Genomic DNA, 11,778 nt, shown 5'->3' with positions numbered 1-11,778 from the left:
AAGCGGTTATAGTTCTTTACTACTTATGAGTATTACTTTAGCGTTTGCCGTATCTCAAGAATTTATTTTTTTCTAAAACTGCCTTTCGGCTGCTTTTGATCAAACTCTTTTTAATACATTGTTTGTTTCGATACAATCATAACCCTTCCATAAATTATCCAGCATGACTGTCGTCATACCGAACGACAACATCTTCCGATGTTATCCTTTACAGAAATAATTTGATTATTTCTACTTTACTTCTTCTAAATTGTTAAAGAACGAGATACTACTTATTACTCTGACTTTCGCTTTGAAAGATCAAACCTAAATCTCTGCGTCTTACTCATTCGCTGACTTAGGTTTGCTATTTCTTGGTGGGTCTGGTTGGGCTCGAACCAACGACCCCCGCGTTATCAACACGGTGCTCTAACCAACTGAGCTACAGACCCGCTTATCTGCATTGACTAATACTGGTGGAGGATGACGGGATCGAACCGACGACCCCCTGCTTGCAAAGCAGGTGCTCTCCCAGCTGAGCTAATCCCCCTCTTATACCTCATTAAGCTACTGCGCACTTCAATCTTCAATCTCCGATGCTCGTCGTACCGAAGTACGACTGCGCTTCTGGATTGAACCTTGAAGCGCTCGCGACGCTTACTGAGGAATAACTGGCTTCCCTGGTATCACTACCAAGCTTTTCTCGTTATTTAATTTAACAGTCAATAAAAGTGAACACTCAACTACGGCGCTACTCTAGAAAGGAGGTGATCCAGCCGCACCTTCCGATACGGCTACCTTGTTACGACTTCACCCCAGTCACGAACCCTGCCGTGGTAATCGCCCTCCTTACGGTTAAGCTAACTACTTCTGGCAGAACCCGCTCCCATGGTGTGACGGGCGGTGTGTACAAGACCCGGGAACGTATTCACCGCGACATGCTGATCCGCGATTACTAGCGATTCCAACTTCATGCAGTCGAGTTGCAGACTACAATCCGGACTACGATACACTTTCTGGGATTAGCTCCCCCTCGCGGGTTGGCGGCCCTCTGTATGTACCATTGTATGACGTGTGAAGCCCTACCCATAAGGGCCATGAGGACTTGACGTCATCCCCACCTTCCTCCGGTTTGTCACCGGCAGTCTCATTAGAGTGCTCACCTTAAATGTAGCAACTAATGACAAGGGTTGCGCTCGTTGCGGGACTTAACCCAACATCTCACGACACGAGCTGACGACAGCCATGCAGCACCTGTGTTACGATTCTCTTGCGAGCACACCTAAATCTCTTCAGGCTTTCGTACATGTCAAGGGTAGGTAAGGTTTTTCGCGTTGCATCGAATTAATCCACATCATCCACCGCTTGTGCGGGTCCCCGTCAATTCCTTTGAGTTTTAATCTTGCGACCGTACTCCCCAGGCGGTCTACTTCACGCGTTAGCTGCGTTACCAAGTCAATTAAGACCCGACAACTAGTAGACATCGTTTAGGGCGTGGACTACCAGGGTATCTAATCCTGTTTGCTCCCCACGCTTTCGTGCATGAGCGTCAGTGTTATCCCAGGGGGCTGCCTTCGCCATCGGTATTCCTCCACATATCTACGCATTTCACTGCTACACGTGGAATTCTACCCCCCTCTGACACACTCTAGCCATACAGTCTCAAATGCAGTTCCCAGGTTGAGCCCGGGGATTTCACATCTGACTTATATAACCGCCTGCGCACGCTTTACGCCCAGTAATTCCGATTAACGCTTGCACCCTACGTATTACCGCGGCTGCTGGCACGTAGTTAGCCGGTGCTTATTCTTCAGGTACCGTCATTAGCACGCTGTATTAGAGCATGCCGTTTCTTCCCTGACAAAAGAGCTTTACAACCCGAAGGCCTTCTTCACTCACGCGGCATTGCTGGATCAGGCTTGCGCCCATTGTCCAAAATTCCCCACTGCTGCCTCCCGTAGGAGTCTGGACCGTGTCTCAGTTCCAGTGTGGCTGGTCGTCCTCTCAGACCAGCTACTGATCGTCGCCTTGGTAGGCTTTTACCCTACCAACTAGCTAATCAGATATCGGCCACTCCATGAGCATGAGGTCTTGCGATCCCCCACTTTCCACCTTAGTGCGTATGCGGTATTAGCGTAACTTTCGCTACGTTATCCCCCACTCTAGGGTATGTTCCGATATATTACTCACCCGTTCGCCACTCGCCACCAGGCCGGGTTACCCCATTCCGTGCTGCCGTTCGACTTGCATGTGTAAGGCATGCCGCCAGCGTTCAATCTGAGCCAGGATCAAACTCTTCAGTTTAATCTCTGTTTTTGTGTTCATTTCTGAACTCTGTCGTTGCCGACAGATCGCTCACTCAAAATACTGACAGTTCCATCATCTATTGCTAAATGATTTTCCTATTTTATTTCTTGTGAAGCATTTGATATTTTTTAAGCATGCCGACTAAATAAATTTAGTCGGTGCGCTTTCATCAAGTGCTCACATTTATTGACTGTTAATTGTTAAAGAACCGTATTCTTTTCCGCTTCCTCTTGCGAGGTTTGCTACGAAGCGTTGTGTTCGTTAGCAGCAGAGAAACGAGATTATGAGGCATTTGCGCTTGACTGTCAACACCCTGTTTTACTGCGCGGCGTTTTTTAACGCTGCCGGGTTTTGCTGTCTTGCTTACTTTGCTTTACTCTCTCGCTGCACTCGTCAGCGGGAGGCGGACTATATCAAGAGCACGACTACAATGCAAGGGGGTAAAGAAAAGAAATTGCGTCTGGCCTTATACTTAGAAGGTCCAAACGACAATCACATAAGCATGACTTACTCGCTGTTCGACCAAGAAGAATTGACGCACCCATGGAATGAAGCACTGCTGCCGGGTGCCATACTATTACATCGCCATGCGCAGCATCAGGCAGAGGCTTTATCCGCCGCCATCGCTCACATCACGGCACAGGCGCCATGGCGTCAAATGCATACGCCGGGCGGACGTCGGATACAAGTACACAATAGCAGTTGCGGCAGCTATGGTTGGGTTTCCGATGCCCGCGGCTATCGCTACGAAAACTTCGACCCGCTGACAGGACAAGCATGGCCGACCATGCCGCCACTATTCCTCGAACTCGCTGCAGCGGCAGCGGCGGCGGCTGGTTATCCGGACTTCGTACCCGACAGTTGCCTGATCAACCGCTACCTGCGCGATACCAGCTTGTCTCTGCACCAAGATAAAGATGAAGCGGATTTTCAGGCACCCATCGTATCTATCTCGCTCGGCATGTCCGCCAATTTCGTCTTCGGCGGTTTGACGCGTGATGCTAAACTGAGCCGTCTGCTGCTCGAGCACGGTGATGTCTTGGTCTGGGGTGGTGCGGCACGCTTGTTGTACCACGGCGTACAATCACTGTGCGGCAGTGCTGACCCACTGCTCGGTGAACAAAGAATCAATCTGACTTTTCGCAAAGCCAAATAATAAAGGCACACTGATTACTATGGCTTTTTCTCTCGATAACTTATTAGTCGTCGGTATTTCCTCTCGGGCGCTGTTCGACCTCGAAACCGAAGACACGATTTTTCAAACTCAGGGTCTCGACAGCTTTCGCCAACATCAACTGCTTCATGAAAATACGATACTCAAGCCAGGTGCCGGGTTTGCGCTGGTCAAGGCACTGTTGAAATTAAATGCCCTCACTCCCGGTATACGACTGGTCGAAGTCGTGGTCATGTCGCGCAACTCTTCCGAAACCTCCCTGCGTATCTTTAATTCCATTGCGCATTACGGTCTCGACATCACCCGCGCGGCCCTCAGCGGTGGTGCACCGCTGGCACCTTATTTACAAGCGTTTAACATCAGTCTGTTTTTATCCTTGCATGAAGATGATACTCAAGCGGCGATTAATTCCGGTATTGCTTCGGCCATGCTGTATCCGCTGCCACCGAATGCCGCCGATATGGAGCAGATACGGATCGCCTTCGATGGCGATGCGGTGTTATTTTCCGATGAGTCGGAACGGATTTATCAAGAGCATGGGGTCGAAGCGTTTGAACAGCATGAACGCGACAATGCCAACAAGCCCCTGCCTCAAGGCCCCTTCGCCCGTTTACTGATGGCACTGGCTTATTTACAAAACCATTTCAAAACGCCAGACGGTCGGGCTTTCCCTTTGCGCACAGCATTGGTCACGGCGCGCGCTTCACCGGCCCATGAGCGCGTGATCCGTACTTTGCGGGCCTGGAATATTGTGATCGATGAGACGTTTTTTATGGGTGGCGTTAATAAGTCGGCAATTCTGGCGGCATTCAAACCACATATGTTTTTTGATGACCAGCATGGGCACTGCGAGAAAGCTTCCGACGTAGTGCCTACCGGAAGAGTTCCAATAAAACAACTTTGAAACAATTTTTTACTTGTTTCTAAGCATTATCATGGGAAAGATATCAAGTTCAGAATTTTCCTACAAACAGAGCTGACGCGAATCAGTTAGTATTCGAAAAAATGAGTCAGGCTCGTCAGAGCTTGCTTGATTACGCGGCAAACTGCCGTTATGACCAACAGGATTGTGCGCACGTCGTTTCATCAAACACCTCATACGTTTAATACTGAGGCGCTCAACGAACTTCGGCACGGATATGTATTTATGATAATAAGAATGATCGCGGATCTACCCGCATCGTCAACGCTGAGTCAAATCGACGCAGCACAGGCGGAAAAGGGCAATCAATTGCTCAGCCCCGGCCGCGCGAAGTTATCGCTGGTCGTTTCGAATGTGAGTAATGTGGTGCAAAGCTCACCTGTAGCAGCCGCTCACGTCCTCACTCTGCATCAAAATAAGTCGCTGCTGCGCATAGGCTTACGTCAGGCCACCAATGTTTCGTCGGTTTACAGCATGCCAGACGTGCTCACGCCCTTTGAGCGCGAGCGCATCATGGCCAGTGCCAGGCTGTATTCCTACCGTGGTCACAATTAGTTAGTCGGGTGAGGAGCGCAAGCAAACGACAAATAACAATGTCAAAGCAAAAAAAAAGCCACAATCAGACGATTGTGGCTTTTTTACGCGAAACAACTTAGCGTTCAGCAACCACATCAACAACACACAAGGCTGTCATGTTGACGATACGACGTACCGTCGCCGATGGTGTCAAGATATGTACCGGCTTGGCGCAACCGAGCAAGATCGGACCGATTGCCACATTGTTCCCAGCCGTCGTCTTGAGCAAATTGTAGGCGATGTTGGCTGCATCAATATTTGGCATGACCAAGAGATTGGCATCGCCCTTCAATGTTGAGGTCGGCATCATTTTCTTGCGATAGGCACCATCGAGTGCCGTATCGCCATGCATTTCCCCGTCAACTTCGAGGTCCGGTGCATCACGATGAATAATTGCCAAGGCAGCGCGCATTTTTTGCGCCGATTCACTGTTGCTGGAACCGAAATTGGAATGCGACATCAAGGCTACCTTCGGCAGTAAGCCGAAGCGACGCATTTCTTCCGCTGCCAAGATCGTGATTTCAGCGATCTGTTCAGCGCTAGGATTTTCATTGACATGCGTATCGACCAGCACCAATTGACGATCCGGCAGCACCAAGGCATTCATCGCGGCGTTAACCTTGACGCCAGGGCGCTTGCCGAGTACTTGGTTGATGTAATTGAGATGCAAACCGGTGGTGCCAAAGGTACCGCAGATCATGCCGTCGGCATCGCCTTTGTGGATCATCATCGCACCGATGAGCGAGTGACGACGACGCATTTCCAGCTTAGCGTACTGCTCGGTCACGCCACTACGACTTGTCATGGCATGGTAAGTCTGCCAGTAATCACGATAACGTGGATCAAATTCCGGATTGATGACTTCGAAATCGACGCCAGGACGAATACGCAAACCGAATTTTTCTACCCGCTGCGCCAAAATATGTGGACGACCGACCAATATTGGTGCTGCCAGCTTTTCGTCAACGATGACTTGCACCGCACGCAGAATCCGCTCTTCCTCGCCTTCAGCAAAGACGATGCGCTTGCGCTCGGCCGGTGCTTTTTTAGCGATCTGGAATATGGGCTTCATGAAAGTGCCGCTATGGTAGACGAATTGCTGCAATTTTTCGACGTACGCTTGCATGTCTTGGATAGGACGCGCCGCCACACCGCACTCTTCGGCCGCTTTGGCGACGGCCGGTGCGATCTTGATCATCAAGCGCGGATCAAATGGTTTCGGGATCAGGTATTCAGGACCGAATGACAGGTTATCGATGCCGTAGGCCGAAGCGACCACATCCGATTGTTCCGCTTGCGCCAATTCGGCGATCGCGTGAACCACGGCGATTTCCATTTCACGCGTGATGGTCGTGGCACCACAGTCGAGCGCGCCGCGGAAAATATACGGGAAACATAGAACGTTGTTAACTTGATTCGGAAAATCGGAACGGCCGGTCGCCATGATGGCGTCATCACGCACTGCCTTGACTTCTTCCGGCAGAATTTCCGGGGTCGGGTTAGCCAGCGCCAGAATCAAAGGATTGGCGGCCATCAGTTTAACCATGTCCGGCTTGAGCACGCCGGCAGCCGACAAACCGAGGAAAATATCGGCATCGGGCATGACTTCGCGCAGCGTACGTGCGCTGGTATGTTGGGCGAACCGATCTTTATCGGGATCCATCAACTCGACGCGACCAACATAGACCACGCCGGCCAAGTCGGTGACGAAGATGTTTTCCAGAGGAAAGCCAAGATCGACGATCAAGTCAAGACAAGCCAAGGCGGCTGCGCCGGCACCGGAAACGACCAACTTGGTTTTTTTGATGTCTTTGCCAACGACTTTCAAGCCATTGAGGATGGCCGCACCGACAATGATGGCGGTACCGTGCTGATCATCATGGAAAACCGGGATTTTCATCCGCTCGCGCAGCTTGCGTTCTATATAGAAGCATTCCGGTGCTTTGATGTCTTCCAGATTGATACCGCCAAAGGTCGGTTCGAGCGCAGCGATGATGTCGACCAGCTTGTCAGGATCAGATTCATCGATTTCAATATCGAAGACGTCGATGCCGGCGAATTTTTTGAATAAGACGCCCTTGCCTTCCATAACCGGCTTGGAAGCCAGTGGACCGATATTACCGAGTCCCAGTACGGCCGTGCCGTTCGTGATCACGCCAACCAGGTTGCCGCGTGCCGTGTATTTAAACGCGGCAGTAGGATCGGCCACAATTTCTTCGCAGGGAGCGGCCACACCTGGAGAGTACGCCAGCGCCAGATCGCGTTGGTTGGTCAATTGCTTGGTCGGGGTAACACTGATTTTACCTGGTGTCGGGAACTCGTGATACTCGAGCGCTGCCTGACGCAGTTGTTGACGCATTTGTTCTTTTTGATCTGATGACGAATCCATTGGGCCGGCCTTCTTTCTGTTTACTGACGGATAACTTACGTGGGTTGGTAATTTTAGCAGAGGGACCACTCTAACTTTATACGTATTTGTACGACTTCCATGCTTTTAACGCATAAGGATATACAAGAGATTGCACTATTAATAAGTAATTTATAGTAAATAGCTATCGCACATGTTTATACAATCAATTTCACAAATGATTCAGCAAGCTTTACTATGGTCATCAGTTCGAAAGAGAACGAAACTCTTCGTCACCACTTACCTCACCCAGGAGTATCACCATGAGCACAGTTACTACACCATCCGTCACGATACAAAATCTTGAAGCGGCTTTTGCCGGCGAATCGATGGCGCACATCAAATACCGTTATTTCGCCAAACTGGCACGTGCGGCCGGCGCGATCGAGATCGCCGAGGCATTTGAAGCGACAGCGGATCAAGAAGTCATGCATGCATTCGGCCATCTCGATTTGTTGTACCCAAAAACAGAAATGACACCACAGCGCGCGCTCGAAATCGCGATTGAAGGTGAAACTTATGAATACACTGAAATGTATCCGAAGTTCCGCCACCTCGCCATCGAAGAAGGGAATCATGCTGCGGTCGCTGAGTATGACGAGCAGATCGCCGAATCGAAAGTCCATGCGGAAAATTTCAAACGTACCCTCGAAGTCGCCGCCAAGCGTTTTGCCGCCTTGGCCAAGGTAGAAGAACGTCATGCCAATCATTACCGCGCCGTATTGGCCAAGAACTCCTGAGCTGCTCGCAGCATCAACTACCCATTTACTTATTCTGAGGACACTATGAAAACTTATCAATGTATCGTTTGCGGTTTTATCTATGATGAATCACTTGGCATGCCGGCAGAAGGCATTGCCGCTGGCACGCGCTGGGATGACATTCCTGAAGACTGGGAATGCCCGGACTGCGGCGTCGCCAAAGCCGACTTCGACATGGTGGAACTGTAAGCATGAAGCCGATCGCCCTCATCGGTTCCGGTCTCGCGGCATATACCGTGGCACGCGAGTTCCGCAAACTCGACAAAACGACGCCGCTGCTGATCATCACCGCCGATGCCGGTGATTTTTACTCCAAGCCTATGCTCTCGAACGCTTTTGCTCAGGCCAAGACCGCAGCGATGCTGCGTAATCAAAGTGCGCTGCAAATGGCGGAACAGCTCAACGCCACTATCCTGACCGGTACGGAAGTGCTGCGGATTGATGAGACCAGCAACAGTCTGGTCACCGCAGCAGGTGCTTTCGAGTTTTCACAGTTGGTGTTGGCAGTCGGTGCTCAAGCGATTCGCCTGCCGATCGCTGGCACCGCCGCCGCCGAGGTGTTATCCGTCAATACCCTGGCCGACTATGCCCGCTTACGTGAGCAAGTCGAGGCAGTCGGTCCGGCAGCGCGTATCGCAATTCTCGGCGCCGGTCTGATCGGCTGTGAGTTTGCCGACGACCTCAGTGGTGCCGGCTACCGCATCACGCTGATCGATCCGAATGCACGACCACTGGCAGCACTGGCTTCGGAACCGGTTTCGCTGGCATTGCGCGTGGCGCTTGAAGCGCGCGGAGTCACGCTGCAAATGGGGACTTCGGCTACTGCAGTCGATCGCGATGGCCACGGTTTATGCGTCACGCTGGCAAACGGCGACGTCATCGATGCCGATCTGGTGTTGTCTGCCGTTGGCTTGCGTGCCGATCTGCGTCTGGCCGCTACATCGCAGTTGGCTTGCGATCGCGGCATTCTGGTCGATGCCTTTGGCCGCACCAGCAACGCGCAGATTTTTGCTTTGGGCGATTGCGCGCAATACACACTGCCGGACGGCAGTCGCAGCACTTTGCCATATGTGGCACCACTGATGGCAGCCGCACGCGCGATTGCCGCCAGCCTGGGTGGCAGCTTGACGCCGATCGAATTCAAGGCCGCCCCAGTGTTGGTCAAAACACCGAGTTTTCCACTCGCTTTACTGCCGCCTGGTATAGGTAGTAAAGGTAGCTGGCAAACAGAGGTCGTCAATATGGCAACGGTGAGTCGTTATTTTGATGAGGCAGGCAGTTTGCGTGGTTTCGCAGTGGGGCCGCAAGATGCCAAATGGCGTCAAAGTTTGCTGGCCGAGGTGGCGATGGCAGCAGCAAGCTAAGGCCTCAGTGGCGGCGGGCAAACCGCTTGGAGTAAATCCGCGCCTCCCTTGAATGAAATCTGCCCGTCCCAAGGTACAATGACGGCATGCTTTCAGAATTCGATTTAATCAAGCGCTACTTCGCGCACCACTCTGCGCCCGACGAGCAACTGGCACTTGGCGTCGGCGATGACTGTGCCCTGCTCAATCTGACGCCGGGCATGCAATTGGCCGTGTCCAGCGATATGTTGGTGTCGGGTCGACATTTTTTTGCCGATGCCGATCCTACCCTGCTAGGGCATAAATGTCTGGCCGTGAATTTATCGGATCTGGCAGCGATGGGCGCGCGCCCGGTCGGTTTCACGCTGGCATTCTCACTGCCGAGCGCCGAGCCGGACTGGCTGGCGGCATTCGCACAAGGTTTGCTGAGCTTGGCGGACCAACACCGCTGCCGTCTCATCGGTGGAGATACCACCAAGGGGCCGCTCAATATCTGCCTGACTGTATTCGGCGAACTGCCGCCAGGCTCGGCATTACGCCGCGATGCTGCACGCGACGATGATGACATCTGGGTTTCCGGCACACTCGGCGACGCCCGTCTGGCGCTGGCTGGGTATTTACACGAATTAGCACTCAGTCCAGCCGATTTACACTTGGCCGCACCGCGCATGCATGCGCCCACCCCACGCGTCGCGCTTGGCTTGGCCTTGCGCGGCATCGCCCATGCCGCAGTGGATATTTCCGATGGCCTCGCCGGAGATCTCGGTCACATATTAGAACGCTCGCACTGTGGTGCGACCTTATTCATCGATGCGCTGCCAGCCGGACCCGCCTTGCAACAGCAAGATCGAGCCATCCGACGCCGTTTCACGCTCAGCGGCGGCGACGATTATGAATTATGTTTCACCGCCCCGTCCAGCCAGCGTGCCGCCGTGCTCGCGGCCGGACTGCACAGCGCCACGGCCGTCACACGTATCGGCCGCATTGAGGCGCAGCCTGGCTTGCGTCTGCTTGATACGAACATGAAAACTGTCAGCCTGAGACTGGAATCCTTTGACCACTTTAATAGCCCATGAGTAATCATCCTGACCCGACGCATGCGCCTGGCCGCCGGCCCAGCGCGCGCTTCATGCTGGGCCATCCGGCCCATTTGCTGGCACAGGGTTTTGGTAGCGGCCTCTCGCCTGTCATGCCCGGCACCAGTGGCACACTGTTCGCTTGGCTTAGCTTTGTCTTGCTCAGCCGAGCTTGGCCGGACCTGTTTTCGACGACCACCTGGGGCATCCTGATTGGCGTCGGTTTTTTGATTGGCGTCTGGGCTTGTCATGTGACCGGAAAAAATCTCGGTGCGCCCGACCATGGCAGTATGGTGTGGGATGAAATCATCGCCTTCTGGTTGGTACTGCTGTTCATTATGCCAGCTGATTTCGCCAGTCAAACTTGGGCGTTTGTGATATTTCGCTTTTTTGATATGGTGAAACCACAACCGATTCGCTATTTCGACCAGCGTTTCAAAGGTGGTTTCGGTGTCATGTGGGACGATATCGTGGCAGCTTTTTTCACCTTGCTGAGCTTGGCACTGTGGCGCATCAGCTGAGCGCTTCACATTGATACCGACATGGGGTAAAGTAAAGCCAAGTGCAGCGCTGCTCAGCATTGAGCGCTCGCTCCGCCTAATCAACGAGCCAGGAGTCAAAAAATGAGCAATGCCATAGACCTTGCCGCCGCCGTCGGCGTCGAATTAAAAGCGAAAAAACTCTTGTTGAGCGTAGCAGAATCTTGTACCGGCGGTGGCGTTGCCCATGCCATTACCGACATCGCTGGTTCCTCAGAATGGTTCGACTGCGGATTTATCACCTACTCCAATTCGTCCAAAACCGAATTACTGAATATTTCGGAAGCACTGATCGCCCAACACGGTGCCGTCAGTGAAGAAATTGCCGCCGCCATGGCGGCCGGTGCTATCGCCAATTCGCAAGCGCATGTCGCCTTATCGACCACCGGTATTGCCGGCCCCAGCGGTGCAGTACCGGGCAAGCCAGTCGGCACAGTCTGTTTCGGCTGGCAAATTGGCAGCGTGACACACACCGAGCGGCTGGTTTTCAGCGGCGAGCGCAGTGCTGTACGCGCACAAGCGGTGCAGCATGCGCTGGAAAAACTGCTGCAGTTTCTGCGACAGGAATAATCCGCGCGATGACAATAAAACAAAAAGCTGCAAATTGATACAAAGCTGAAACATTGCCAGAACTTGGATGCGGCACACTGAGGACTAGACATACACTCGCGTGCCGGATTTTGCCGGCCAGTGA

General features: G+C 52.5%; 10 protein-coding genes, 2 tRNA genes and 1 rRNA gene. 9 read left to right on the top strand and 4 right to left on the bottom strand.

Features of this window, described 5'->3' with window-relative positions; genetic code table 11:
- Positions 1 to 354: 354 nt before the first annotated feature.
- The 3 genes from RHM61_RS10815 to RHM61_RS10805 all read right to left on the bottom strand — a co-directional run bounded on the left by RHM61_RS10815 (position 355) and on the right by RHM61_RS10805 (position 2,283).
- Positions 355 to 431, bottom strand: a tRNA-Ile gene (locus tag RHM61_RS10815).
- Positions 432 to 453: 22 nt separating this feature from the next.
- Positions 454 to 529: transfer RNA gene (locus RHM61_RS10810), tRNA-Ala, on the bottom strand.
- A 210-nt stretch (positions 530 to 739) separates the two neighbouring features.
- Positions 740 to 2,283 (bottom strand): 16S ribosomal RNA (locus tag RHM61_RS10805).
- 505 nt (positions 2,284 to 2,788) lie between these two features.
- Between RHM61_RS10805 and alkB the strand changes: the two genes are divergently transcribed.
- From alkB to RHM61_RS10790, 3 genes are all read left to right on the top strand, one after another.
- Positions 2,789 to 3,442 carry a DNA oxidative demethylase AlkB gene (gene alkB, locus RHM61_RS10800; RefSeq protein WP_322247327.1) on the top strand — a complete coding sequence of 218 codons (654 nt, stop codon included), beginning with the start codon at positions 2,789 to 2,791 and terminating at the stop codon, positions 3,440 to 3,442.
- A 19-nt stretch (positions 3,443 to 3,461) separates the two neighbouring features.
- Positions 3,462 to 4,364 (top strand): 5'-nucleotidase, encoded by a 903-nt coding sequence (locus RHM61_RS10795; protein ID WP_322247326.1) that lies wholly within the window; start codon positions 3,462 to 3,464, stop codon positions 4,362 to 4,364.
- Positions 4,365 to 4,619: 255 nt separating this feature from the next.
- Positions 4,620 to 4,937, top strand: a complete 318-nt coding sequence (locus RHM61_RS10790; protein ID WP_322247325.1) for a hypothetical protein — start codon at positions 4,620 to 4,622, stop codon at positions 4,935 to 4,937.
- A gap of 97 nt (positions 4,938 to 5,034) precedes the next feature.
- Here the strand turns inward: RHM61_RS10790 and RHM61_RS10785 are convergent, their stop codons facing one another.
- Entirely contained in the window at positions 5,035 to 7,347 is a 2,313-nt protein-coding gene (locus tag RHM61_RS10785) for an NADP-dependent malic enzyme (RefSeq protein ID WP_322247324.1), read from the bottom strand.
- A 281-nt stretch (positions 7,348 to 7,628) separates the two neighbouring features.
- Between RHM61_RS10785 and RHM61_RS10780 the strand changes: the two genes are divergently transcribed.
- From RHM61_RS10780 to RHM61_RS10755, 6 genes are all read left to right on the top strand, one after another.
- Positions 7,629 to 8,105 carry a rubrerythrin family protein gene (locus RHM61_RS10780; RefSeq protein ID WP_322247323.1) on the top strand — a complete coding sequence of 159 codons (477 nt, stop codon included), beginning with the start codon at positions 7,629 to 7,631 and terminating at the stop codon, positions 8,103 to 8,105.
- Between the two features lie 45 nt (positions 8,106 to 8,150).
- A complete protein-coding gene (locus tag RHM61_RS10775) occupies positions 8,151 to 8,315 on the top strand; it encodes a rubredoxin (protein ID WP_322247322.1) in 165 nt (54 codons plus the stop codon).
- A 2-nt stretch (positions 8,316 to 8,317) separates the two neighbouring features.
- Positions 8,318 to 9,490, top strand: coding sequence for an FAD-dependent oxidoreductase (locus tag RHM61_RS10770; protein ID WP_322247321.1), 1,173 nt, complete (start codon positions 8,318 to 8,320; stop codon positions 9,488 to 9,490).
- Positions 9,491 to 9,576: 86 nt separating this feature from the next.
- Positions 9,577 to 10,545, top strand: coding sequence for a thiamine-phosphate kinase (gene thiL, locus RHM61_RS10765; protein ID WP_322247320.1), 969 nt, complete (start codon positions 9,577 to 9,579; stop codon positions 10,543 to 10,545).
- Positions 10,542 to 11,066, top strand: a complete 525-nt coding sequence (locus RHM61_RS10760; protein WP_322247319.1) for a phosphatidylglycerophosphatase A — start codon at positions 10,542 to 10,544, stop codon at positions 11,064 to 11,066. Before thiL ends, RHM61_RS10760 begins: the two co-directional genes overlap by 4 nt.
- 102 nt (positions 11,067 to 11,168) lie before the next feature.
- Positions 11,169 to 11,654: a CinA family protein gene (locus RHM61_RS10755; RefSeq protein WP_322247318.1), complete on the top strand. Its 486-nt coding sequence runs from the start codon at positions 11,169 to 11,171 to the stop codon at positions 11,652 to 11,654.
- Positions 11,655 to 11,778: the final 124 nt, after the last annotated feature.

The organism is Undibacterium sp. CCC3.4, assembly GCF_034347425.1.
In the GTDB taxonomy this organism is placed as follows: domain Bacteria; phylum Pseudomonadota; class Gammaproteobacteria; order Burkholderiales; family Burkholderiaceae_D; genus Undibacterium.
This window is presented reverse-complemented; position numbering and strand designations above follow the sequence as displayed.